Below are 25,710 nucleotides of genomic sequence, written 5' to 3'. Positions count from 1 at the left end.
GAATAGGGCGTATGACCACTCTATGCGAGATGATAAGGAATTGTGCTACTTGCGGGAGGAGATTCGATCCCTGACATTTGTTATTTGACGCGTACGGTTCCTGCACCGAACATTGATTCGATCCGCTTGAACAGATCCGGCGACGGCTTCAGCGAATATGCCTCGCTAAGCGCCCGCAATTGCTGTTCTCGCTCATAGAACAATACAGTCGGCAGCGGCCCTGGCTGCGACTTCAAGAGTTCCTTCAGCTGTTGCAGCAGATCTGGCCGCTCATGATCGGCTGTAATCTTAATATATACTCGCTGTCGCTGTGATTGGCGCCCACTCGTTCTGGAAGCAGGAGCTTCGGTTCCCCCACCCTGTGCTGTGTTCCGCAGACGAGCTGCGGATGAACTCCTATCCGTCCTATCCGCAGACATGCTGCCCGCATCTCGGTTCATGTCGGCAGCCGCTTCAGCACCACGTTGTAGGTTGACCGCCGCCTCTCGTTGATTCGGGCTTCGTCCAGACGGTTGTTCGCCGGCCATGCGCGACTGAGAAGCTTGCCCACCACGCGTCTCAGAGGAGCGTCTGCGATGGGCAGCACGCTTCGTCAACGCAGCAATCGCATGGGGCTCAAGCGGTACAACCTCGTCAGCAAGCAGCTTGTAGCCTTCGTCCTGACGCTGCACCTTCGCCCGCAGCGCAATCAATGCTCCCTTCCCAATCAACGGCTCTGATCGGCGCCACACTTCGGGGAACAGCACCACTTCAGCCCGCTCGATTCGATCCTCAATTTCAATGAATGCCATCGGCTTGCCCTTCTTCGTCATTATCGTTCGAAGCGACACAACCATCCCGGCAACGGTACACTCACTCTCGTCCGGTACCTCATGCAAATCAACAAGCCGATCCGTCTCGGAGGACTCCAGCAGCTGCGCATGGTCATCCAGCGGATGACCGGATAAGTATAATCCGAGCAGCTCGCGCTCCAGCTCCAGCTGCTCTGCCATAGCGAACGGCGGTATATTCGGATAATCAATCGTCCAATTGTTTACTTCGACGAAGCCGAACAATTGAATTTGAAGATCCTCTCTTTCCTTACGCCATTTCGCAGCCGCATCCAAGGCCTCATCCAGCATGGCCAATAGCTGTGCCCGATGACCTGGAAGTGAATCGAATGCCCCCGCTTGAATAAGCGATTCAATGACTCTGCGATTGCACACCCGAAGATCAACTCGCTGACAGAAATCGAGCAAATCTGCAAATGGCTTCTCCTGTCGCTGTTTCAATATGCTCTCTATCGCAAGCGTACCCACATTCTTAATCGCGCCAAGGCCGAAGCGAATTGCGCCATCAACGGGCGTAAAGCGAACATAGCTTTCATTAACATCCGGAGGCGATACCGTTATGCCTATTCTTCGACAATCTTCAATGTACTCTGCAATCTTCCGATGGCTTCCCATATTCGCTGTCAGCATGGACGCCATAAATTCTGTTGGATAGTGAGCCTTCAAATAGGCAGTCTGGAAGGCTAGCACGCCGTATGCAGCTGCGTGAGCCCGTGGGAATCCATAATCAGCGAAGCGAACGATCATATCGTACACCCGATTTGCTTCCACTTCCGTATACCCTTGATTCAGACTGCCTTCTACGAAATGACGCCGCTCTTGATCAAGCACTTCCCGCTTCTTCTTCGAGACCGCGCGCCGCAGCAAATCCGCTTCTCCAAGAGAGAAGCCTGCCATTCTGGAGGCGATATGCATAATCTGCTCTTGATAGACAATAATCCCGTACGTATCCTGCAGGATTGGCTTCAGATCGGGATGGGGATATTCGACAGCTTTCAACCCATGCTTGCTATGAATATAGTTCGGGATGAACTCCATTGGACCCGGACGATACAACGCAAGCACGGATACGATATCTTCAAATACAGATGGCTTCAGTTCTCGCAGAACACGCCGTACGCCAGCTGATTCAAGCTGGAACAACCCTGTCGTATCCCCTCGGCACAACAGTTCATAGGTCGCCTCATCCGCATCATCAATCATGCCTAGATCAAGCGGTTCATCGCCGCGAAGATTGACCCATTCTAAGGTTCGTTCAATAATCGACAATGTTCGCAAGCCGAGGAAATCCATCTTCAGCAAGCCGATCGATTCTAAATTTTCCATCGAGTATTGGGTGAGAGCAATATTCTCGGTTCCTGCCTGCAGGGGGACATAATGCGTTAACGGCTCCTCACTGATGACAACACCTGCTGCATGGGTTGATGCGTGGCGCGGCATGCCTTCTACCTTAGATGCCATATCAATAAGCTCGCGTATGCGCGAATCACGTTCTCTCCAACTGCTTAGCTCGCTGCTTGCCCGCAATGCCTTCTCAAGCGTGACTCCGAGTTGATTCGGAATCAGCTTCGCTACCCGATCCGTATCGTTATAAGGCACATTCAATGCCCTGCCGACATCCCGCACCGCTGCCCGCGCAGCCATCGTACCGAACGTAATAATCTGCGCCACGCGGTCATGGCCGTACTTATTCGCAACATAAGCAATAACCTCATCACGCCGCTCATCATTGAAGTCAATATCGATATCAGGCATCGTCACCCGTTCCGGATTCAAAAATCGCTCGAACAATAAATGATACTTGAGCGGATCGACATTCGTAATCCGCAAACAATATGCCACAAGACTACCCGCTGACGAGCCCCGTCCGGGACCTGTCATAATGCCTTGTTCATGGGAGAAGCGAATGAAATCCCACACGATAAGGAAGTAATCAGAGAATCCCATATTCTCAATCGTATTCAGCTCATAGACAAGCCTCTCTCTCGCCTCTCGCTGGAAGGCTTCATCCTGCCATTCCGGCAGTGCTTGATAGCGGCTCGTCAGCCCCTCTTCGCACAATTGTCGCACATACTGTCCTGCATTCATGCCTTCAGGGAGCGGATGATAGGCGGGAAGGACATGCCCTCCGAAGTCGAGCGTCACATTGCACTGCTCCGCAATACGAGCCGTATTCGCAACCGCTTCCGGGACATGACGGAACAATGCCGCCATCTCTTCCTGCGACTTAAAGTACATCTGGTCGGTATGCATGCGCATCCGCCCCTCATCCTCAACCGACTTCCCCGTACCTATGCAAATAAGGACATCCTGCATCGCTGCATCTTCCTGCTGCAAATAGTGCACATCATTCGTTGCAACGAGCGGAACGCCCGTCTGCTCACTTAAAGCTATAAGGCCAATGTTAACCTTCTTCTGTTCCGGAAGGCCATGGTCCTGCAGCTCAATATAAAATCCATCACGGAAAATATCCTTATATCGTTCTACCGCGCTGCGCGCTGCCTCTTCATTGCCATGAAGCACATGCTGCGACACCTCGCCGCCAAGGCAAGCGCTTAGCGCGATTATCCCATCTGCGTATTTGCGGAGCGTATCCATATCGACACGAGGCTTATAATGAAATCCCTCCAAGTGCCCTACCGAGCAAATCTTCATCAAATTGCGGTATCCCTGCTCATTCTTCGCCAGCAATATGAAATGATAAATAGGCTGTTCCTTGCGCGATACCTTCTCCTGGAGCGCTCCTGTCGTTACATACGCTTCCACGCCAATAATGGGTTTAATGCCATGCGACATACATGCTTTATAGAAAGGAATGATTCCGTACATCACCCCATGATCCGTGAGGGCTAGCGCCTTCATTCCGCATGCGGCTGCTCGTGCAGCAAGCGCTTCAATACGCGCTGCTCCGTCGAGCAAGCTGTATTCACTATGCACGTGCAAATGCACGAACTGATCCATACCATTCACTCCTTCAACCTGCCATGTTATACGAACATATTTTCGTCTCTTATTGTATCATAATTCCGCCAGCAAGTCCTATACATGTACAAAGGGCAATTCTATGTGAAAAGGGGCGTTACGATGGGTTCATTTCTCTCGAAAGCACTTCTCGATTTCTTCATCGCCTTCGGCATTGTACTCGGAGGTGCCATACTGGCGGGCATAGGGTCCGTCATCGCTCTTCAACCCCCTTCTGATACGATGCGCCATATTGCGGAGCATCTTAAAATATGGGCAGTCGTAGCTGCCGTAGGTGGAACGATCGACCCGATCCGAGTCATCGAGAGCAACTTCTGGATGGGCAACTTGAATCCAGTCTTTAAGCAGCTTATCTTCATTTTCGTATCATTCTTGGGAGCTCACCTCAGCACAGAGCTCGTTCACTGGATTTGCCGGGAACGCGTATAACGCAATACACCACCGATTTCATTCTGCATCAACCACTTCTTACGCCGGAATCGCGCATAACATCGCGTAAAGGAGTCAAGGGAAGGAAGGAGCTTGCACGATGCGCCAGCGTACAACCCCATTATGGCTCAGCAATCTCGCACTCATTATTGTCGGCAGCGTCATCGGTGCGGGAATCTACCATGCGGTCTATTTGCGTCAATTTAATGAGGTCATGATGATCAATATTGATCTGCGCGACCGTCTTGCCCATTACAAGGCTGAAACGGAAGACTTGCTTCGCTACAAAAATCGGAAAACCATTATTAAAAGCATCGACCTGCACATCTACAAACAGCAGAACGACACTAGCATCCCGCAAGCAGATGAAATGGAACTGCGACGGCGCTTGCTCAAGGACTTAGCCGTATTGAAGGGACGCAACGTATTCAAAATTGATGAGTACAGCAAGCTTGTGGAAGGGCTATTGTCCCGTAAAATATATCCCGACGTGAATGACAAGGACTACACGGTTCAGCTCCGAACAATGCTCGTCACCGAAGGAGTGCTTCATGTGTGGATTGATGTACATCCTTATGTACCAACATCCCCTTAAGAGAATCATCACTCGCTTAGGCATCCCACTAAATCTTGTAGGACAGCCCCCTGGAATATGGTAATATAAAGGAGTTTAGATTGTATTCGTTTCCATATTGTCAAAGAAGGAGAGTTGCTTAATCGATGGAAACTATCCAATGGGTGCTCATTATCCTGATTTGTGTGACTTCAGGAATGTCTGTGTATTACAGCTTTCGTTCAAGACGTGAGCAGGCCACAGCGCTTCGTGGCTTGTATGCGGCTAGAATGAATATGTGTATGGGAATTATGCTGCTGCTCATCGCAACGATCCAAATTTTCATGTTCACAGCATCGACAGTTAGAGTCATTGTAGGAGCTGTACTGCTCGTAATCGGATTATTCAATTTGTTCGCTGGGCTGCGCAATCACAGCCATTATCAAGCCATCTATTCCGCAGGTAAAAAATAATCGCCTCATCAACAAAATGGGATTGCCTCTCATATGCCGCGTTACAGCAGCAGAGGCAATCCCATTTATTTGCTCGTCGTGAAGTATCCCTATCCATATACCTAAGTCCCAGTTGCTCTTTGCGTATTCATTTGGATTAGACAACTAGACATACATTCTCTCTCCGAAACATTAAGTCCCTACTGCGGTGCATAGCTGTGCGCTAGTCGTGATCGATCGACTGTGCGGTCATCATTGCTTTGGCGACGAGATGCTCTCCGTGGCGGATGGACAATTCCAGCTTGCAAAACTTGCGGCTCATCTCGATAAATTCCGGATGCAGCGTAACGATATCCTCGATTTGAAGCGGGCGGACGTAATAAGTTGTCATATTCTCCATAACGTGATCATAGCTGCGAACATCCTTCACCGCCCGCAAAGCGGCCTGCGTCATAATGGTGGATAAGATGCCCTCCGATACAGAACCGAATCCATTCACCATCTGTGGTGTGATGACACCACGGAAAAAGAGCTGCCCCTTATCGTCCCGCTCTTCTTCGAACCCATTCCATATCAGGTCATCGAACGTCTCCCCGAGATGCGGCTCCTTACGGGCATCACGCATCGCCTGCAGCACCTGCCGCCTGGTCACTACAGCAATGAGCTTGCGGTTGCGATCAACGATCGGGAGCAGTTCAACGCCCTCCCACACCATCGTATGCGCTGCCGAAGCGAGCGTCGTCTGCAGCGTAGCCGTGATCGGACTCCGCGTATAGAGCTTTTCAATGCTCGTGTCTGGTTCAGCCCCCAGCACATCCTTGTATGTAATCATACCAATAACCCGGTACCACTCGTCTACGACGGGAAATCGAGTATGACTTGTCTCATCACGCAGTCGTTGGAAGTCGCCAACTGTGCTGGATGGACGCAGCACAATCATTTTGTCTTTCGCTGTAACGATGTCTTCAACGATCATAATCTTCTTCTTAATTAACCGGTCGAACAGCGCGCGGTTGATCATAGAGCCGACCGTAAATGTATCGTACTTCGAAGAGATAATTGGCAAGTCCAGCGCATCGGCCAGCAGCTTCACCTCTCGGCTTGTTCCGAATCCACCCGTTATAAGTACACCTGCTCCATGCTGAAGCGCAAGACGATGAGCATCCTCGCGGTTCCCGACAATGAGCAAGCTCCCTGCATCAATATAACGAGCCATGGCATCCAGCTTCATCGCGCCGATGACGTATTTGTTCAGCGTCTTCATCAGACCGCGGCTTCCGCCAAGAACATGACCGCCTAAAATATCGACAACTTCACCGAATGTCAGCTGTTCGGACATATTGCGCGGCTTCTTCTCTACCCGAACCGTGCCAATACGTTCCTTCGTGACGACGATCCCGATGCTCTCTGCTTCCTTCACGGCACGATAGGCGGTTCCCTCACTAACGCCCATTTCCTTCGCCAACTTACGAACCGATATTTTCGTCCCCGGCTTCAAACTTTCAATATGCTGCAGCAATTGTTCGTGCTTCGTTAGCGTCGCATCATGGCCATCCATCTGTTACACCCCTATATCCCGAACTGTTGTATTCTGTGCTTAGTTTACCATATATTTATAGGTAACTGCAAAATAAACAAGCTGGCATCTGACGATTCAGATACCAGCTTGTTAGCTAAGCATACGAGGGAATACACAGCCTTATCCCGCAATCACTGCGGATGAATCTGCCTTCTCCTTGTTCACCAGCTTGCGATAGAACATTTGGAACGACAAGCTGCTTGCTGCCAGTGCGAGTCCAATGTACACCGACAGGAATCCGAGATTCATCCATACATAGCTCATATCACCTAGTGAGATAACACCACGGAAAGCCCGTATTGTGTACGTCATCGGAAGCCATGGATGAAGCATTTGGAAAAATGGCGGTGTCAGCTCAATTGGGAACGTTCCTGCCGTTGAAGACAACTGCAGCACGAGCAAAATAATAATGATAAACCGGCCTACATTGCCAAACGTCGTAATGAAAAATTGGATCAAGGCAAAGAAGGTTAAGCTCGTTGTCAAGCATACAAGGAAGAACATCGGTATATTGGTTACAGGCAGGGTAATGACCGTAAGTACAACTGTACCGCAGATGATCACTTGCAGAATGCTCTCGACTGTCATAAAGCCAAATTTACTTACCATCCAAGCCATACCAGATGGGGGCCTCCCGCTTGTTTGTTTCAACGGATAGACCATGGAGAACATAAGTGCACCCACGAAGAATCCAAGCGATAAGAAATACGGGGCCATACCAACGCCATACGTTGTGACGTCATGATTATCCAGCTTGTCACTGCCTACCGGAGATGAGATCATCTCATACGTTTTGTCGGTCGGGTGCTGCATCGCCTTCTCTGCACCTTCTCTCAGCTTGTCGCGCAGCTCTGCGCCTCCATCTTGCAGTCGCTTCTGACCATCTAAAAGCATCGCAAATCCGTCGTTAATCGAGGCCTTGGCCTTCTCTACCTGATTCAGCATATTACTCATCTTCTGGAACATAACCTTCTGCACATGACTGGCTGCTTCATTCAGCTTCATATCCGCCAAATTATGCAGCATATCACGCGCCATAGGCTCCATCGCATTTACTTTGTCGTCCGCTGCCTTATGCAGCTTCTTCGTAATCTCTGGCGCCAATCGGTTCAACTCATCATTTACTTTATGATGAATGCCGTTAACGACTTTCGGCTCGTATTCCTTCCATTTCTCATCAACAAGCGTATGCAGCGTATCGACTAGCTGCTTCGACTTCTGCTGATACATATTTTCTGCAAGCTCATGCGCCTTGTCTCGCAGTTGAGGAGCCAATTCATTCGCCTTCGCAATCACCATGCGGTTCGCCATGGAGCGTATCTGTGGGAAGACTTCATCGAACTTCTGATCCGCTGCCTCGTGCAGCTTCTTCACAAGCGAACTTCCCACCTTGCTCAGCTCTCTATCCGCAAGCTCCGTTAGATCCTGCTTCACCTTATTCTTGAGCGCCAACAGATTATCGCCGTTCAAGCGATCCTCGACCTTCGCACGAGCATCCCCCAGTTTCTTCTTCAACTCATCCCACTGCGGTTTCATAGCAGGCGGAATCTGTTCTTCAAAGGGCTTAAGCTTCTCCTCAAGTATTTTCAAATCCTCGTGGATCTTGTTCATCTCATCCTTGCCACGCTGAATTGCACCGTCAAAGATCGCATCCACCTTCTCATCAATGTAGCGATGAATGGACGAACGAATCGTGCTGTCGAGCTTGCTGTACTCATTATCGATGATGGTATGCATCTTGGCACGAGCTGCAGGCTCCATCTTCGTTATCGAATCATCAAGCTCCTTGCTGATCTTCGCCAGTACATTGTTCAAGTTCGCTTCATAAGCATGATCAATTTCTTTATGCATATTCTCCCGAATTTGCTCACCATACTTGTTAGCTTGCAGATCAATTTGTTCATGTACTTTTTCCTTAGCCGGCATAGATTTGGTGCGAACAAGCTCGTCAATTTTGATATGCAGCGAATCGTGCACGATATCATAATACTTATCAGATTGCGTATCAATTTCACGATGAATCTTATCCATCATCTTCGGTTTATTGCTGCGGATCGCTTCATCGATTTCCTTATGAATCATCTGATCAAGCTTCTCTTTGTTCTCCTCCAAGGCACGTTCCACCATCGTTCCAGCCTGAGAGGTCTTCGAATCGACCGCCGCATTCAATTCATCGCGGAACCTCTCAATCCCCTCACCTAGCTGGCCTAAGCCTTGCTCAATTTGGCTCGCACCTTCACTAGCAGCATTCAATCCATCCGCTACTTTGTCAATCGCATTGAACATTTGCTCAACATATGTTTCCGTTACCTTTCGCGACAATTCTGCCTTGATGTTCTGCACTACTTTATCTGAGATCTGTCCCGAAATAAAGTTATAACTGCTGTTCTCTGTGTATATCAGGTTCATCGGCTGCGGGTGCGGATCAAGGATCGTCGTTGCATTATGCGACATTTGTTCAGGGATGCGGATCATCAAGTAGAACTTGTTCTCGCTTAATCCCCGTTCCGCTTCCTGCCTGCTTACAAAATGAAACTCTACCTTCTCATTATCGCGCAGCTTCTCGATCAGCTCTCTGCCGATGGCAATCTCTTTCCCTTCGTACATCACCGGTCGATCCTCGTTGACGACAGCGACAGGCATATGCTTGACATTGCTATAAGGATCCCAATTCGCAACCAGATATACGCCGCAATACAGCAGCGGGATAATGAGCAGGCCCAAAACGGGTACAAGCACATCTTTGGTACGGATATTCGCCACGAATTCCGACCAGAAAAAACGAATACTATTCACGCTGTCACCTCCTTATTGACCGAATGACCATTTTGTTAATACGGTTCCCATTTGACAGATGTGAGTATTATATCTTAGCCTTTTTCAAATTTCAATTTTTAAATTTTTTCCCAATGAAACCCATTTTCCAAGACAAATATTCCAAATGCCAACTCAAAAAAAGTAATGCTGTTTCCAACACTTCAGCGATGCTTCTCCTGCCCCACAATGTCACAATTATGACCGTAATCAGCGGTTCAGAACCAAAAAAATAGAGCCTCTCCTAATGGAGAGACTCTATTCGTCAGCTATTGTGCTTACTTCAACCTGGCTGGCTGCCGCTTCATACGCTCTTCCAGGCGTCTATATTTCTCACGCTTAATCTTCTGCAGACGCTGTTCCGTCTCCTCATCCACCCGCAGCAAGCGGTGCAAATGAGCAGCCACAATCAACAACGCAAACGCAATCCATACAACGCCGAACGTCGAAGCTGCTGTCCAGCCATCCTTGAAGCTCAATGTAGGCAATACATAAATCAGCATCGCTACAACCAGTATGATGGATATGACATGCTTCCAGTTATTCCGTGGTTTCACAATAGCCGTATGATGTTCCGTTTTCATCCCGTTACGCTCCTTACTTGAGACGAGCCGTGATATCTGAAGCATCATCTCTATTCTTGTCCTATACTAGAGCGTATGCCGGTTATATGAATCCCATGACTTCTTTCTTGTCCTTATTGATACAGGTGGCCTAGCGATTCAGAGACGATCTTATTCACATCTTGAATGACAACGGCAAGGCGGCGTTCAGCATCGAACAGCTTCGCAATATCCGCATTCATGCTGATCACTTGGAACAATTTCTCCATCTTTTCCATCTCTTCTTGATCTGGCATTTCACCTGTCATCATCTTTTGCTGCATATCCATCTGACGTGCACGGAAATCATCCAGCATCTGCTTGCCTTCAGGGTTCGCATCCACTGCTATCATTGCTTCTTCTACAGCTTTGGCCTCTTCAGAGGACTGCAATGCACGTGCCAAGTCGTGCGCTTTGTCGTATACGCTCATCATTCATTACCTCCCGCAAAAAATACAATCTTCAGCATATCATAGTTCCATATTACTGTCCTCATCCAAATATGACGTTTATCCGACAGCTAACAGAACAAAAGCCTGCACCAATCCAATAATACCTCCAAGCAAAGCCCCCAGCCATGTAATTGCTCGGAACTCCTTGCCCGACACACTTAAAATGATCGTCTCCAGACGTTCAATCGGGAATTGCTCCACCTGAGTGCGTACCACTTCCTGCAAGCGGGCTGCGCGAACAATAGCGTCCAGATTGCGATCCAATAGCGCAAATGCTGCCTCCACAGCTCGTGGAATATAGCCGCTCCACACTGCTTCATACTTGCCAACCAGATGCGCCGGCTGAATCTCGCCAAGTCGATCGATCCGCTTCGGCCACTGAATCATCGCAGCGGCTTGGCTCGCAATATAATCAAGGGAATTCGTCTCTTCGGGTATATCCGTCCACGAGCGAACAATCTGAGCAGGTGTCTCTTGTAGCCATTCACCAAGTTTCGATAAAATGAAACCTGCAACGGTCGCGCGAACTTTAGGCGAGCGAAGCTGTTCGACGAGCACAGGCATCATCTTGGTTACGAGCTTATCCTCATCCACAAATATCGCTGCCATAGCGCCAAAGAAACCTGAGGCACGATCAATGACATCCTTCGCCAGCTTCGTCATGAGCAGTTGTCCCTGCAACGAGGTCAATTCCTTCTCGAACGATGACAGCATCACAGCTGCGGCTTTGTCTGCCCATTTCGCAGATGACTGCTCCCACCCTTCAGGAAGCCATTCAATCAGAGGGCGCTCATCCCAGCCTTTCCCCTCGAGCCACTTCTTAACCCCATTTGCCGTCCATTCCTGCAATCGATGCGCAGATTGATCCCGAATCTCATCCCATTCCTTATCCGGAAACAACTTGACCGCCCACTCTTTGACCGTTCTGTCATCTTCCGACCAATTCTGAGTCATGCGCAGAACCGTTTCTGTCGCCTTCTCACGAGTATCGGGCCTATTCAGCATCGTACGGAGCCCATCACTTGTAACTAAATATTCGGCTACAACGTCACCGAAAGAAGCGGCAATATCCTCTCTGCGCTTCGGAATAAGTCCTGGTGTAAATGGTATGCGCCAGCGGCCAATATACATGGCTTTGCGCGGATGAAAAAGCATTTTGATCGCAAAATGGTTGGTAACCCCACCTACGATAGCAGCAACGACAACACTAAAACTGATAAACAGCCATACCGGCATGTCTATTCCCCCTTTTTATTTCCTTCAATAGGTCAATCACCAAGGGAAATATGTCCTCATATGATGAATTAACGTATACGGTCTATCTGTATCGACCCATGCAGATGGGATCGTATGAATGACTGCAAGTTGTTGTTGGAAGGAGAACCTCCATGTCTAAATCAAAAGTGACGCTCCAGTTGATCAGCTCCAGCCTCTTGCAAGACGATGTGCTCATGTTGGGAGAGGCTTATGTCAAGCTGTGGAAGGTTCCTGTCAACCAGCCGCTGACTCTGAAGTTCGGTTCCTTCAAGCAGCGCGTGACAGTAATATCCGTCTCCCGCTTCGACGGGCTACGAATGAATCACTCACTTGCACGAAAGATGGGGCTGACGAACGGCCAGTCACTGCGTGCGGCCTACAAGACATCGAGCCAAATCTTGAGCCTTGGACCGCTTATTGGTGTATTAGTAAGCCGTGATTATCCGAGCATGCCGGATAAGCCATTCGGTTCTATTACCTCTTTCTGCAAGGAATTGGTCGATGCATGCCAGCTCCAAGGAGCATGGGTATGCTTCTTCACACCCGATCATATCCAAGACCTCCACAACGTCAAAGCGTGGGTCAATACCAATGGTAGCTGGCAACGAGTTACGATGCCGATACCGGATATTATCAACAACCGATTGACGTCACGCAAGCTGGAGAACAAACCTAGCGTACAGCATTTTATGAAAGAAGTAAAATCGCGATATCAGTCCGTTGTCTTCAATGAAAAATTCTTGGATAAAACAGAAGTGTTCGAAGCACTCAGACCTCATGCAGAGCTATCCAAGTATTTGCCGGAGTCTTACTCGCTCCGTACCTTCTCCACCTTAAAAAGCATGTGCAGCCGTTATACCACTGTGTTCTTAAAGCCCGCACGCGGCAGCCTTGGCAAAGGCATTATTCGCATCACCCGGCTCCCGGATCACAGTTATCAAGCCTTATATTCCACCTTAAACGGAACAAAACGACAGCAGTTTAGCAGTCTTACTAAGGTCTTCTCCAGCTTATCTGGCAAGTTGAAAACGAACCACTACCAAATTCAGCAGGGACTGACGCTAATCGATCATAGTAGGCGTCCGGTGGATTTCCGAGCACTCGTCCAGAAGAACGCTTCCGGCAAATGGACGATCACTTCGATCGTCGCCCGCATTGCGAGCAATCAGCACTTTGTATCCAACCTGGCACGCGGCGGCTCACTCAGTACCGTGAAGGAAGCCATATTCCGTACGAACCTGCCTCCTTCGGTGAAGAATGATGTAAGTGCACGGCTGAGGCGAGCTGCACTTGACATCGCTCAAGGTGTAGACACTTATATTCCCGCTCATTTCGGTGAGCTCGGCATCGATCTTGCTGTAGATAACTCGGGGAAGGTCTGGCTCCTCGAGGTCAATTCCAAACCATCCAAAAACGACAACACGCCTTTAGGCGATCGAAAAATACGGCCCTCTGTGCGCAAAATCGTGGATTACTCTCGATTTCTAACCGGGATCTAAGGAGGTGGCAGCAATGAACATGTCAGAACCTTCTGCGCTGACGCTTGGCGTTCTGCAATGTGAAGGCACAGGAACGCTGCCATTTGCGGAAGCGGACTACTGCCGCAAACTTTGTATTGCCGGTCGTAAGCACGGTATCCGTGTTATCGTGTTCTCCCCGTTATGGATACATTGGGGTGACTGCACCGTTCATGCATTTGTATATGGGAAGTCAGGATGGGAACGGCGTACATTCCCCCTTCCCCGGCTCGCTTATGACAGATGCTCCTACAGCAATCCGCAGCAATACCGTAAAACACAAGCTGCCATCACCCGTATGAAGCAGTTGGCGAACGTCACGCTTCTCGGCATCGGCTTACGAGGAAAATGGGATATCTATCGTTCAATGCGCAAGGATTCATCCCTGTCTCCTATACTGCCTCCCACTCGGTTGTACGTAGGCATCTCCAGTCTCGCAGCTCTGTTGAATCGTTATCATGGCGGCCTATTTCTGAAGCCACATGGCGGCACTCATGGAAAGTCTACATTGCATGTTCGCTACCGCGACAACGATAAGGAGAAGACTGATTCGATATCAACTGCTCTTCCCGGCACTTTGGAGCTTCGTGGAAGGGACGACGATAATCATCCCATACAACACAGCTTCTCCCGGCCTCAGGAAGGATTCGCTTGGATCGAACAATTTGTCGGCAAGCGCAGATTTGTCATACAACCCTATTTATCATTGGTTACCCAAGAAGGAGAGCCGTTCGATGTCCGTGTTCTTATGCAAAAAAACGGAAACGGCCATTGGGTTCTAACCGGTATGGCAGCAAGGGTCGGCCAGCCTGACAGCGTCACATCTAATCTGCACGGAGGCGGTCGCGCCGTCTCGGTCATACCATTCTTGGAAAGCCAATTCGAACCGAATCATGTTCATCGGCTTATAGAACAACTGAGTACGTACAGCGAATACATTCCACCGCTTCTGGAAGCCCAATATGGGCGAATAAGCGAGATCGGCCTCGACTATGGAATTGACCTCAAGGCTCGCCCTTGGCTGCTCGAGGTCAATTCCAAACCTGGCAGATCCGTATTCAGACACACCGAAGAATACGAAGCTGCCCTGCAATCAGTGGAAAATCCCATCTTGTACGCACGCCATGTGTTGGTTCGGTACCTTAGGAGGGTCAGTTCATGAGTTTGACGGTATGCAACGTCCATTTGACGCCAAATTCCGAAAAAATTTTATATGTATCCAACTCCTTATTAAAACAGCTCAAACTTGCCGGCAAAAGATCGGTACGGCTCAGGCTCGGAAAGACGATCATTCCAGCTTCAGTCAGACCGATCCAGAAGCCCGGCAAGCATCTCTATGTAACGGCAGGATTACGCTCAGCCGTACGCGTCCCTAAATCTGGATCTGTATATCTGCTGAATGAAGCTGAAGGCGACATTCATATCGGCCCTCTCATTGGCATAATGTCTGACGGAACGTCCCGCTCATCTTCAACTCCCTTCGGCAGCCGTACAGGATTTATTAGACAGATCCTTCGCACAGGCAATAAGAAAGCATATGTGTTCGCATTCGCTCCCCGCGACATTAATTGGAATAACGATACGGTGCTTGGCTATTTTCTTGGTCCTTCGGGGGGCTGGATAAGGCGAACCGTACCGCTGCCTGATGTCGTATACAACCGCTTGCCTAGCAGACGTGCCGAAACATCCGGCTCTTACAATACGCTTCGTGAACGGTTCACACGCAAAAAAATCCCGTTCTTCAACTGGAGCTTCTTCAATAAATCGGATGTATATGCCCTGCTCAAGAATGAATTAGAAGCCAATCAGCATGTTCCTGAATCCATCATGAATCCATCATCAGACACAATCCGAACCATGCTGGAACGACATCAGTTTGCGTATTATAAGCCTTCTGGAGGCAGTCTTGGCATCGGTATCTATCGGCTGACCTACTTGCCGAAGAAGGGGTTCTTCGCCCGGTATACTTCAAATGGCAAGAACGTACTCCTTCGCTTCCGCTCCTTCTCCAGTCTGATGCGCATGCTCGAAGCGAGACACGGACGCAGCCTACGCAATTATGTCATTCAACAGGGCGTTCGTCTTATCGAGATCGACGGATGTCCGATTGATTTCCGTTTCCATATGCATAAGAACGGAGATAACAAGTGGGCGGTGGTGGGCATAGGCGCCAAGAAGGCCGGCAAAGGCAGTGTAACCACTCACGTCAAAAATGGCGGTAGACTCATGACTCCTTCCCAGGCACTTCAACGTGCATTCGGAGAACGCTCAGACGAAGTGCTCGACAAGGCGAGGAAGATCGCAATCCAGTTGGCGGAAGCAATTGAGCGCAATCATCCGCATTTGATCGGAGAGCTTGGCTTCGATATTGGGATTGACCGTGATGAGCAGGTCTGGATGTTCGAGGCAAATGCGAAGCCGGGACGCTCGATATTCAAGCACCCTTCCCTTAAGAATGAAGGGCAAGCTTCCATTGAACATATCTTGGATCACTGCCTGTACCTAAGCAAATTCCGCAGGGGGGAGATCACGTGAGTGGGAACGAACAAGCAGCACAAACACCTGTCATTGCAATTCTAACGATGGATGATGACAGAGAGTACTTCCGCGGCAACCGAGATAATTTTGCTGATATTATCAAAAAGGGGAGAGAAATGGGGTTTACTGTTTTTCTTCTAACAGTTCGGGATTTGAAGCTTCACGCGAAGCGTGTCATCGGTTATTCCTATGAGAATAATGTGTGGAAGCAGGAGTGGTTCCCGCTTCCGCACGTTATCTATAATCGCATCCCCCTTCGTGAGGATGAGAGTCTTCCAGCGGTTCGCAGCAAGATTAAAGAGGTGCTCGCACATCCTTCGATCAAGTTGTTCAACCCATACTTTTTCAATAAATGGCACTTATTCGAATGGCTGAAAAAATCAAAAATTACGAAAAAGTATATCCCTTCAACCAGACGGCTGAAAACCTCGGCCGCATTAGGTAAAATGCTGCATAAACATCCTTACTTGTTCTTGAAGCCGGAATCCGGCAAAGCAGGCGCAGGGATTATGACTCTTCGCGTGAATCATACCAAGGCACTCAAGTACCGTCTGAAGATCCAGGAAAAAAAGAAGAGCGTATCGTATAAATGCGCTACAATCTCAAAGCTTTGGAGCCGTATCCGTAAGGAAGCCGGCGCTCACGACTATATTGTGCAACAAGGCATTCCACTTGCTGCCAGCAATCGTCGCCCCTTCGACCTTCGTGTCCTGATTCAGAAGAACGGCCGGGGACAATGGGAGGTTACAGGCGTGGGCGCACGTGTCGCAGGTACAATGAGCATTACGACACATGTGCCTCGCGGCGGTAGTATAGACGACCCGGAGAAGCTCTTAATCTCTGTGTTCGGTAATGAGCAATCTAAGCGCATCATGATTCGTGCCAGACATGCTTCGCTGATTATCGCAAGACAGATCGAGCGTGCATCCGGGCATCTACATGGAGAGATGTCTATGGATTTAGGTGTCGATGCTGGCGGAAGCATTTGGTTCTTCGAAGCAAATGCCAAACCGATGAAGTTCGATGAGCCTCATATCCGCCAACGTTCGCTCGAGCGTATATTTCAATACTGCCAATATCTTGCCAAATTAGGCGGATAAGGGACGGGAAGAAGGTGATACAGCTTGAGTCAACCGACACTCGGTATATTGACGCTATACTTGAATGAACGAAAGCATCTGGAAGAGCGCCTCATCTATCAGCGCATGATCACTGCCGGCAAAAAAATAGGACTCGACGTGTATGTGTTCACTCCACAGGATGTTGATGACCAACACCGACGCATTCACGCCATGTGTTATCATCCAGAAACGAGGCGCTGGACACGGAAATGGACGCGTTTTCCGAATATGATATTTGATCGATGCCGTCTCCAAAACAGCCATCGCTTCACTCAGCTTCGCCGATTCCGCAGCAAGTACAATCACCTGCTGTTCTTAAATCGGCCGCTGCGCAACAAATGGACGATTCACCAGGTGCTGTCGACCGTCCCTTCGGTCAAGGGGCACTTGCCAACTACCCGCTTATATCAGTCAATGCAGGATCTGCAGAGTATGCTGCGCTCTCATTCCTTAATCTATTTAAAGCCGATAAACGGTACAGGTGGAAGGGGCATTATGCGTATCGAGCGTTCGTCTCTCAATCCCACCACCGTATTCGTACAAGGGCGTGATCATCAGCGCCGGATTATTCGTCCGCAGAAGCTCACGATTGGCCAACTAGCAAGGAAACTGGCTGCCTGGAGAGCTAGAGACCGTTATCTCGTCCAACAAGGGATTGCATTGAAGCTGCCGAACGGACGCGTGCATGATTATCGCATGCTCGTGCAAAAAAATGGCGAAGGCAAATGGGAAGTGACAGGCTGTGCGGGTCGGGTTGGAGCAAATAAAAGCATCACGTCCAACCTGCATGGCGGCGGCGAGGCGGTTCGGATGGATGAACTGCTCCGCAGATGGATAGGCGATGAGCATCGAATTGCAGAAGTGAAGGATGACGCAGAGAGGATCAGTCTCGAGATCGCACAGTTCCTAGAAGAGAAATATGGAGCCTTATGTGAATTGGCACTGGATCTCGCGATCGACCGCAAGGGGCAAGTATGGCTGCTCGAAGTAAATCCGAAGCCTGCACGGGAAGTGTTCCATCGAATCGGGGATCGGGATACTTATCGGAATGCAATCGCACGGCCAATGGAATATGCATCATGGCTATATCGCCAGAAGGGGAAGCGCCAAGGAGATGCGGCTATCTCCATTGTTGAAGGAGCACTCTCATCCGGTAAAGACCAGAAATAAAATAATAGCGCTCAACCCACATCGCGCGTACCTATGGATACGGTGATGTGGGTTGTTCGCATCTAGTCACGAAATGGGTTTTCGAGAAGCACTACCTCATTGGTATGAGGGCGAAGCTCCACTCTTCCGCCTAATGGCAAGATAAGCTTCGGATCCGTATGGCCGAAGTCGAAGTTCACAACAATTGGCAGATCTCCGGCACCGAATTCCCCTTCTACAATATTGACGATAATGTCGTACAATTGTTTATTTTCTTCCTCACTATAGTCCTTGGCTCTACCGAATATAATTCCCTTCACCTTCTCATACACACCCTGCATCCCATAGTTGCGCAGCATGTAGCCTACATGCATCGGTGAAGGCTTCTCCTCAGAAGTTTCGAAGCAGAGAATCTTATTGTCCCAGAACGATGGATCAGGCCAGTACGTTGTCGATTTCATAAATTCCAGTACTTCAATACAGCCGCCCCATACTTCACCCTGCTGGACAGAACTTCCTTGCAAGAACCTCCATCCATCCCCATTAGGGTAAAATTCCTGGCACTCTCCAAGTGTATCGAGATTGCCCCAATCCTTGTATCCGTTGGTCCACCGACGATATGGAGCATAGTTGTAGGGAAATTGATCCGAGAAGAAGAAATCACGAAGATGCTCTGAATACGCTTCAGGCAGATGCTTCAATTGGGCTATTCCCGCCAATATTGATGGGCCGTAGAAGGTGATCATTCCGAGCTGATTCAAGTACGAGAGGAACGTTGTTGCATCGGAAAATCCCATAATGAACTTTGGATTGTTCATGATGATTTCAGTATCCAAATAGGGCAATATTCGAATTGATTCATAACCGCCAATGGAACAAATGATGCCGTCGATGCTTGAATCACCGAAGCATCGGTTGATATCCTGCGCTCGCAGCTCTGGATAGCGATACAATTCAGTCGGCTCCATCCTAGCTGTCGGCATTTCGATGATGTCAAATCCGAACATCTCCCGCAGGTTGCTCAGCCCAAGCTCGAAGGTTTCTGGAAATAAGTATGGGAGTCCACTCGATGGAGATATCACCGCAAGTTTCGAGCCTTGCTTCAATCTTTTGGGTTTCATCATACGAATCATTCATCCCCGCCTCCCTAAAGTTTTCCATCCATCTTACCCCTACTCACCACTTGGGTCAACCCTATTTATGTTCACATACATAGCAAAGATGCCGCACAAGTGTGCGGCATCTCCTCTCTTACTTCGTATACAGTTGATACATCATCGTATCTTCGTCCGCGGTACGAGCGAGTTCATAAGCCTGCTGAACGCTTCGTTTGTTCTGGATCAGTTCATAACAGAAACGGGTGACGAACATCAACGTGCTGTTCCCATATGGATAATCATCAGGCCCAATATAAGTCTGGCAGCCACCATCCAAGAATGCCTCGGCCATCTCCTTATTGCCCAGATCACATCCGTTGCAGACGACCGTCCGGCCATCGAGCTTGGCAAATTGCCTAACTGCCTCGCTGCCGAAATCACCACGCGGCTCCCCTTCCTCATATACCTCGTCCCCAATCTCAGGCATCACAAAGCGGCCCTCGTCGCCATGAAAGTTCAAAATGACGAGATCCGTATTAGGGAACAGATCCTTGCCGGATAATACATCGATAAAGTCATTCGGTCTTCCTACCCAATACATGAACACCCGAGCTCCAAAGTACTCCAAGGTAGCTCGAAGCGCTTGCGTCTCCATATCACAATCCGGTCCACATACGATAGCAACATTCATCTCAGGTTTACTCATTCCAATCAGCCTCCATATTGTTTAAATAGTAGTTACGCGCGAACGCATTGTTGGTTCAACTACTATGAACAATGGAGGCGGCCTGGCCCACCACGGTACATGCTTACGTTACTTCTTCATTATTGTCTTCCCTTCAGTAATTGTTAATTGTTGTTATTGTTCCGATGAAGCATACAATTCCAGCAACTCATCGAAGTTATGGATAAGAACGTCCGAGCCCTTCAACTCTTCGTCCGCACCGAAACCTGCATATTGACAGCCGATAACCGTCTGTCCATTTTCTTTGCCGGCCTCCACGTCTGAAGAGCGATCACCAACCATCCATGCTGAGGAGATACCATGCTCCTTCAACAGAAGCTCTACAAGCTCCACCTTCGTCGAAGTCTGCCGGCCTCCAGCACTATACAGCTCCGTGAATAGCTCGGTCAATCCGTGCGCAGCAGCTACACCTTGCACATATTCTTCCAACCCATTACTTGCCACAAATAACTTTACACCAGCTTCTCGCAATTTGGCAAGTGTTTCCTCCACTTGCGGGTACAGCTCCGTCCCACCCTCTTGCAAGCCCTTCAACTCATTTTCGAGCAGCAGATCATCTGCGCGCAGTCTTGCCTCTTCGCTGGACTCTGGCATAACCCGCTCCCAAATATCTGCAAGCAGCATACCAAGAGAGCTTAAGATGCGCTCCTCCGGCGGGGTTGGCCCTTCGAACAGTCCCTCATTGCGAAGCTGGTCAAATGTTCTGTGGTACGCCGGAATCAACAACGTCTCTGTCTTGAACAGCGTTCCATCCATATCAAAAATCATCGCCTCCGGGCGCTTCAAAGTACTCGCAGTACGAGATACGTCAGAAATTGTAGTCATTACTTTCCCTCCAATTCTATGGTTGACATTGCACAGACTATACATCATTGTACACAACATCGATCGTCGAATCATTAGTAATATTGTAAATGTTTTGTAATCAATATGTCAGGATGAGGATAGCCAATTCTCTTCACGTTCGATATGATAAGGATGTTGAATATACTAGGCACTGGATTATACAGCAACCAACTAGTCATACGGAGGCGAATCAATTGGAACAGGCGATCATCATCGGCGCGGGTCCATGTGGACTGTCCGCTGCTATAGAATTACAACGGATTGGTATGAATCCGCTCATCATTGAGAAGCACTGTGTTGTGAACTCAATATATCGTTATCCTACCCATTTGCAATTTTTCAGTACACCGGAAATGCTCGAGATCGGCGGCATGCCATTCGCCAGCCCGCACGACAAGCCCTACCGGGATGAAGCACTTGTCTACTACCGCAAAGTTGCGGAGCGATATCAGCTGCGAATTCGATCTTATGAAGAAGTAAAGCACGTTCACAAAGAAGAGGATGGCACGTTCACCGTCCATTCTACGACACGCAGCGGCTTATCCAGCTCGCACCGCGCGCGTTATGTAGTCATTGCAACAGGGTATTTTGATCATCCGAACATGCTTGGGATCCCAGGAGAGACACTTCCGCATGTATCGCACTATTTCCAAGAAGCTCACCCTTATGCCGGGATGAATGTTGTTATTATTGGCGGCAACAATTCAGCCGTTGATGCTGCACTTGAACTTATGCGAGTTGGAGCTAAGGTGACGGTTGTATACCGCGGTGATGAGTTAACTGCTCATATTAAGCCATGGGTACGTCCCATTTTCGAGAGTATGATCGCGAAGGGACATATTGACATGCACTATCATTCTCGAGTTGTAGGCATCGAACCTGATAAGGTTCATATTGAGCGTAATGAGGGGGGCACGGATGTCATCGCAAGCGACTTCGTCCTCGCCTTGACCGGATTCAGACCGGATCGAACGATGCTGACTGCTAGCGGAATTGAGCTGCAGAGCGATCGCGAGAAACCGATATTCGATCCTGATACGATGGAGACGAATGTCCCTGGATTGTATGTAGCTGGAGTCATCTCATCAGGCCGGGATGCCAATGAGATATTTATAGAGTCTGGCCGCCATCATGGTAAGCTGATTGCGAATCATTTGGAGCAGCAATCCCGTTAAGAGAAGCGGGTGGGTACAATGAACCCACCCGCTTCCTTATGGATGAACTAAGACATCACCGCTGTCCGTTCTTTGAAATTAACACCTCGATAGTACATATCCGCAACGAGCAAGTTCGGCCCGCAGCAGGATGCTTGCGGACAATGGCAATCCACCGTTCTGGAGAGCGGATGTTCATTCAGCCAAGCATTGAATGTATCGTCAAGCTTGCCTGAGTAGATGCTGCCGAACGCTGGAATATCTGCAAAGTCCGTAACATAGATATCCCCGCTAAACAAGTTGACATTCAATCGATTGCGGCCATCCGGATCGTTGCGCACAGTCACCATTGGTTCCCTATGGAGGCGGCGGAGCAGCGCTTGATCCTCCTCATTCGAATTACAGGAGAAGAACGGCAGCGTGCCGAACAACATCCACATGTCCTTATTGCGAGTATCCAGCAACCGATGAATAGAGGTACGCAATTGTTCGATTGGAAGCACCGGCAAGTTCTCCGCGAAGGAGCTCGGGTACATCGGGTGAACCTCATGTCGCTTGCATCCCATTTCATCGATGATCTGATGAATTTCGCTTAACTTGTCATGCGTCCGATAGTTGACCATCGATTCCGCGGAAATATACATGCCTGCCTCACTCAGCTTGCGTGTATTCTCGATCATGCGCTCATACAGTCGACCTGCGGCCCCAGATTTGACTTCGTGGCTGCTGTGCGTGAAGCCGACTGCATGGAAGTCCTCCATACATGTGTAGTTGAATGAAATATGCATGACATCCAAATAGGGAGCAACCATCTCGTATCTGCGCATGTCCATCGTCAAGTTCGAGTTGATCTGGGAACGTACCCCGCGCTCACGTGCGTATTTTAACAGAGGAACGATATACTCCTTGACCGTCTTCTCGTGGAACATCGGCTCACCGCCGGTAATGCTTATCGTCTCCAAGTGCTCAACCTCTTCAAGACGTTGAAGCATTAGATCAAGCGGCAGCTTGGGAGGCTCATTTGCGACGAGTGTGTGTCCTACTGCGCAGTGCTCGCAGCGCATATTGCATGCCTGGGCCACAGTCATTTCCACACTCGTCAATAGATGACGGCCATATTGCTGCAAAGAACGAATCGGATCCCATGGATCGTAGGCTGGACTAATTGTTTTAAGACCTACTGTTCCTCTTTGCTCCGTATTCGCTGCCTTCTCCGCTTGCAATTGATTCATGATTCATTCCACCTAACTTTCTAGTTGCCTGCTTACAATCTTTATTGCAGAAAATAATTGCTTACTTATTTATAGCATACTTCGCCGTTCCTTGCGTCGAAACATGCTTGGGACCCACCAATTGGCATGCCCCATCAGCTTCATAAATGCAGGAACGAGCAGAACACGTATGAGTGTTGCATCCAAAAATACAGATACTGCAAGCCCAAGCCCGATAGCCTTCATCATCTCGTTATCGGTGAAAATAAACGCACCAACAACAACAATCAAGATGAAAGCAGCACTTGTAATAATACTGCCTGTCTTCATCAGCCCTTGAGCGGTGCTGTGCTCATTGTCCTTCGTTCGATCATACTCTTCCGCAATCCGTGACAGCAAGAACACCTCATAATCCATAGATATGCCGAACACGACACAAAAAATGATGACAGGAAGCATCGCCACCACCATTCCTGTTGACGTTACATGCAATAGATCAGCTAAATAGCCATGCTGGAAGACAAGGACGACAATGCCAAGACTTGCGCCAAGGCTCAGCATGTTCATGATGACCGCCTTCAGCGGCAGAAGAACCGAGCGGAATGCGACGAAGAGCACGATGTAGGTCACGATAAAAATAAACGCGATCACATACGGAAGCGCAGCCGTGATGCGTTCAATGATATCATGCTGAACCGCTGGCCCTCCGGTTACATACTTCCTGCTCAATCCCGAACCTGAATCTATCTGACGCAGCTCGTCCACTACCTTGAACGCAGCATCACCCTTCATGTCAGGCCTCAGAATCACTTGCACCACAAGCATCTTGTCACGAAGCGGCAGCTTCGCCTCCATCTGTGTGCGAACTTCTGGGCGGGACAACGCCGCTGCCTGCGCTTCAGCTCCTGTAATATTCAACTGAGCTAATGCATCCACATAGCTATCAACACGCTGTACACCCTCTATAAGTTGAATACGGGATGCTAGCCCTTGAATCGCTTGTATCGTCTCGATAGAAGAATAGGGCTTGTCCGTCTCCACAACGATTTGAATTGGATTCAACGCCTGCTCATCATAAGCTTCTCTCATCAATTCTGCACCGTAGCGCGATTCGTACTTCGGCGGCAGCATCTCTGCATCCGGTATCCCAATCTTCATGCTGCCTATCGGCCATGCACAAGCAGCCAATGCAGTTGTGAGCAGCAGAACGATCCCTACGGGATGCTTCATCACACCATGCGCAATACGGCTCCATAGTTCACTGCCACTCGTCTTCTCCGCACTTCTCCACCGGGCAGGAATGATAGGGAACTTGTTCACCTTATCGCCGAGTACACTTAATAGTGACAGAAGAAGCGTGTTCCCCGCTATAACTGACATCATGACGACGATAACTCCACCAATGCACAACGAGCGGAACAAGGATAAATCAATAAACAGCATAGCAATTAAGCCGATCAGCACCGCAACACCAGAAAATAAAATGGACTGGCCCGCGGTCTGCGCCGTCATGGCGACAGCCTGCTCAACAGAAGATTGCTTGGCAAGTTCCTCTCGGAATCTGCTTACAATGAAGAGCGCATAATCAATGCCAACAGCTAGTCCCAACATGGACACCATATTCGGCAAAAAATTGCTTAACGTATCTGTTAGCTGAGCAATTCCATAAATAATTCCGAGCGTAGTTGTCACACTGAACAGCCCGATAATGAGCGGAAGGAATCCCGCAAGCCATGTTCCGAAGACGAACAATAAGACGATCAGCGCGATTGGCAATCCGATTAGTTCCGACTTCACAATATCGTTCTTGCTCGCAGTCTGAATATCATAGTAGACCGGTGTCGCACCAGTCACATAGGCCTTCGCGAACGGGATGTCGGAAATAAGCTTACGCAGATCGGTATATCGATCCAGCGCTTCATCCGTATCCATATTAAGACGGACATGTGCAGCAACTACATCGCTACGCACTCCCGTTCTATCCTGAGTCCGCAGCTGAACGTCACCGACGGATGAATTCTGCTTCAATTCAGTAAGGGAACGTTCAATCTGCTGTATCGATTCTTTCGTCAATAGCGACCTGCCGTCGCTGCTCTCATAGACAATATCCATCGTCGTAGAAGAGAGACCAAGCCCATCACGCAGCAGCTCATATCCTACATAAGATTCGCTTCCTGTCGGCGTAAACCCATTATCCTTAAGCATGGAAGGCACTTGTATAGCCAATATCGAAGCCATTGCAAATAGAAGCGTCCATATGATCAATACCCCATGACGCCAACGATACATCCACTTTCCCCAGTGCCACAACCAACCTGTTCTGGCTGTTTCCCTCACGTGTTGAACCCCCTGCTCACTTGTAGACTGAATAAAGGGAATATG

Annotated in this window: 20 protein-coding genes; 9 read left to right on the top strand and 11 right to left on the bottom strand. The window is 49.1% G+C overall.

The genetic code is table 11. The features are described from left to right. Positions 1-80: 80 nt before the first annotated feature. Entirely contained in the window at positions 81-3,791 is a 3,711-nt protein-coding gene (locus RQP50_RS04260) for a DNA polymerase III subunit alpha (RefSeq protein WP_315743492.1), read from the bottom strand. 123 nt (positions 3,792-3,914) lie between these two features. Here RQP50_RS04260 and RQP50_RS04255 point away from each other — a divergent pair, with 123 nt between their 5' ends. The 3 genes from RQP50_RS04255 to RQP50_RS04245 all read left to right on the top strand — a co-directional run bounded on the left by RQP50_RS04255 (position 3,915) and on the right by RQP50_RS04245 (position 5,267). After that, positions 3,915-4,241, top strand: a complete 327-nt coding sequence (locus RQP50_RS04255) for a YtrH family sporulation protein (RefSeq protein WP_072731478.1) — start codon at positions 3,915-3,917, stop codon at positions 4,239-4,241. A 100-nt stretch (positions 4,242-4,341) separates the two neighbouring features. Then, a complete protein-coding gene (locus RQP50_RS04250) occupies positions 4,342-4,836 on the top strand; it encodes a hypothetical protein (protein WP_315743487.1) in 495 nt (164 codons plus the stop codon). A 125-nt stretch (positions 4,837-4,961) separates the two neighbouring features. Next, positions 4,962-5,267 carry a YtpI family protein gene (locus RQP50_RS04245; RefSeq protein WP_021252171.1) on the top strand — a complete coding sequence of 102 codons (306 nt, stop codon included), beginning with the start codon at positions 4,962-4,964 and terminating at the stop codon, positions 5,265-5,267. Between the two features lie 202 nt (positions 5,268-5,469). Here the strand turns inward: RQP50_RS04245 and RQP50_RS04240 are convergent, their stop codons facing one another. The 5 genes from RQP50_RS04240 to RQP50_RS04220 form a co-directional block, all read right to left on the bottom strand. Continuing rightward, the gene (locus RQP50_RS04240; protein ID WP_072731480.1) at positions 5,470-6,804 is read right to left on the bottom strand and encodes a DRTGG domain-containing protein; all 1,335 of its coding nucleotides are present in this window, start codon (positions 6,802-6,804) and stop codon (positions 5,470-5,472) included. Between the two features lie 141 nt (positions 6,805-6,945). Further along, a complete protein-coding gene (locus tag RQP50_RS04235; protein WP_315743483.1) occupies positions 6,946-9,621 on the bottom strand; it encodes a YhgE/Pip domain-containing protein in 2,676 nt (891 codons plus the stop codon). Between the two features lie 296 nt (positions 9,622-9,917). After that, complete coding sequence (locus RQP50_RS04230; protein ID WP_072731483.1) at positions 9,918-10,223, bottom strand: hypothetical protein; 306 nt, start codon at positions 10,221-10,223, stop codon at positions 9,918-9,920. Positions 10,224-10,336: 113 nt separating this feature from the next. Then, complete coding sequence (locus RQP50_RS04225; protein ID WP_072731485.1) at positions 10,337-10,672, bottom strand: YlbF family regulator; 336 nt, start codon at positions 10,670-10,672, stop codon at positions 10,337-10,339. A gap of 78 nt (positions 10,673-10,750) precedes the next feature. After that, positions 10,751-11,929 carry a DUF445 domain-containing protein gene (locus RQP50_RS04220; protein ID WP_072731486.1) on the bottom strand — a complete coding sequence of 393 codons (1,179 nt, stop codon included), beginning with the start codon at positions 11,927-11,929 and terminating at the stop codon, positions 10,751-10,753. A 152-nt stretch (positions 11,930-12,081) separates the two neighbouring features. Here RQP50_RS04220 and RQP50_RS04215 point away from each other — a divergent pair, with 152 nt between their 5' ends. Genes RQP50_RS04215 through RQP50_RS04195 form a run of 5 tightly spaced genes read left to right on the top strand, consistent with a single transcriptional unit; the run spans position 12,082 to position 18,296 of the window. After that, positions 12,082-13,449 (top strand): YheC/YheD family endospore coat-associated protein, encoded by a 1,368-nt coding sequence (locus tag RQP50_RS04215; protein ID WP_072731487.1) that lies wholly within the window; start codon positions 12,082-12,084, stop codon positions 13,447-13,449. 13 nt (positions 13,450-13,462) lie between these two features. Next, on the top strand, positions 13,463-14,629 hold the full coding sequence (locus RQP50_RS04210; protein WP_315743478.1) for a YheC/YheD family endospore coat-associated protein: 1,167 nt from the start codon (positions 13,463-13,465) through the stop codon (positions 14,627-14,629). Continuing rightward, complete coding sequence (locus tag RQP50_RS04205; RefSeq protein ID WP_072731490.1) at positions 14,626-16,002, top strand: YheC/YheD family endospore coat-associated protein; 1,377 nt, start codon at positions 14,626-14,628, stop codon at positions 16,000-16,002. Before RQP50_RS04210 ends, RQP50_RS04205 begins: the two co-directional genes overlap by 4 nt. Next, complete coding sequence (locus RQP50_RS04200) at positions 15,999-17,105, top strand: YheC/YheD family endospore coat-associated protein (RefSeq protein WP_315743476.1); 1,107 nt, start codon at positions 15,999-16,001, stop codon at positions 17,103-17,105. The genes RQP50_RS04205 and RQP50_RS04200 overlap by 4 nt, the downstream gene beginning before the upstream one ends. 24 nt (positions 17,106-17,129) lie before the next feature. Then, positions 17,130-18,296: a YheC/YheD family endospore coat-associated protein gene (locus RQP50_RS04195; protein WP_072731496.1), complete on the top strand. Its 1,167-nt coding sequence runs from the start codon at positions 17,130-17,132 to the stop codon at positions 18,294-18,296. Positions 18,297-18,358: 62 nt separating this feature from the next. On the opposite strand, the gene RQP50_RS04190 is transcribed toward RQP50_RS04195, so the two are convergent. The 3 genes from RQP50_RS04190 to RQP50_RS04180 all read right to left on the bottom strand — a co-directional run bounded on the left by RQP50_RS04190 (position 18,359) and on the right by RQP50_RS04180 (position 20,942). Continuing rightward, a complete protein-coding gene (locus RQP50_RS04190) occupies positions 18,359-19,408 on the bottom strand; it encodes a S66 family peptidase (RefSeq protein WP_315743472.1) in 1,050 nt (349 codons plus the stop codon). 118 nt (positions 19,409-19,526) lie between these two features. Next, positions 19,527-20,078: a delta-aminolevulinic acid dehydratase gene (locus tag RQP50_RS04185; protein ID WP_315743470.1), complete on the bottom strand. Its 552-nt coding sequence runs from the start codon at positions 20,076-20,078 to the stop codon at positions 19,527-19,529. Positions 20,079-20,231: 153 nt separating this feature from the next. Continuing rightward, positions 20,232-20,942, bottom strand: coding sequence for an HAD family hydrolase (locus RQP50_RS04180; RefSeq protein WP_072731498.1), 711 nt, complete (start codon positions 20,940-20,942; stop codon positions 20,232-20,234). A 215-nt stretch (positions 20,943-21,157) separates the two neighbouring features. On the opposite strand from RQP50_RS04180, the gene RQP50_RS04175 reads away from it, so the two are divergent. Further along, positions 21,158-22,138 (top strand): YpdA family putative bacillithiol disulfide reductase, encoded by a 981-nt coding sequence (locus tag RQP50_RS04175; RefSeq protein ID WP_072731499.1) that lies wholly within the window; start codon positions 21,158-21,160, stop codon positions 22,136-22,138. Positions 22,139-22,185: 47 nt separating this feature from the next. Here RQP50_RS04175 and yfkAB read toward each other — a convergent pair whose 3' ends face one another. Further along, a complete protein-coding gene (yfkAB, locus tag RQP50_RS04170; RefSeq protein WP_021252186.1) occupies positions 22,186-23,349 on the bottom strand; it encodes a radical SAM/CxCxxxxC motif protein YfkAB in 1,164 nt (387 codons plus the stop codon). A 69-nt stretch (positions 23,350-23,418) separates the two neighbouring features. Next, entirely contained in the window at positions 23,419-25,665 is a 2,247-nt protein-coding gene (locus RQP50_RS04165) for an MMPL family transporter (RefSeq protein WP_315743467.1), read from the bottom strand. Between the last annotated feature and the right edge of the window lie 45 nt (positions 25,666-25,710).

It is taken from the genome of Paenibacillus suaedae (assembly GCF_032337355.1).
In the GTDB taxonomy this organism is placed as follows: Bacteria; Bacillota; Bacilli; order Paenibacillales; family Paenibacillaceae; genus Paenibacillus_B; species Paenibacillus_B suaedae.
This window is presented reverse-complemented; position numbering and strand designations above follow the sequence as displayed.